This is a genomic window from Stagnihabitans tardus (genome assembly GCF_009925085.1).
GTDB lineage: Bacteria > Pseudomonadota > Alphaproteobacteria > Rhodobacterales > Rhodobacteraceae > Stagnihabitans > Stagnihabitans tardus.
Genome location: NZ_JAABNR010000104.1, coordinates 1 through 259, shown reverse-complemented (window position 1 = coordinate 259; position 259 = coordinate 1). Strand labels below are relative to the sequence as shown.

1 pseudogene is annotated in these 259 nt (G+C 60.2%); it reads left to right on the top strand.

From position 1 onward, the window contains the following. Window positions 1-133: 133 nt before the first annotated feature. A pseudogene (locus GV832_RS21820) lies at window positions 134-259 on the top strand (IS5/IS1182 family transposase); the annotation flags it as partial.

Below are 259 nucleotides of genomic sequence, written 5' to 3'. Positions count from 1 at the left end.
CGCGCTGTCCGGGAATGGGTAGCAGCCCGCAATCAGCTGGCCATAATGTTCGCCGGGCGCTTCGACGCCTGAACGTATCTGAAAACCGCATGGGCCAAATCAGATACACAGAGGTTCAGACACTCCCAAGAGCCGACATGACCGCCGTCGCTACAAGCGGCGCAACCGCATCGAGATCATGTTCGGCCGCCTCAAGGACTGGCGCAGGATCGCAACCCGCTACGACAGATGTCCCAAGGTCTACCTCTCGGCCATCGCA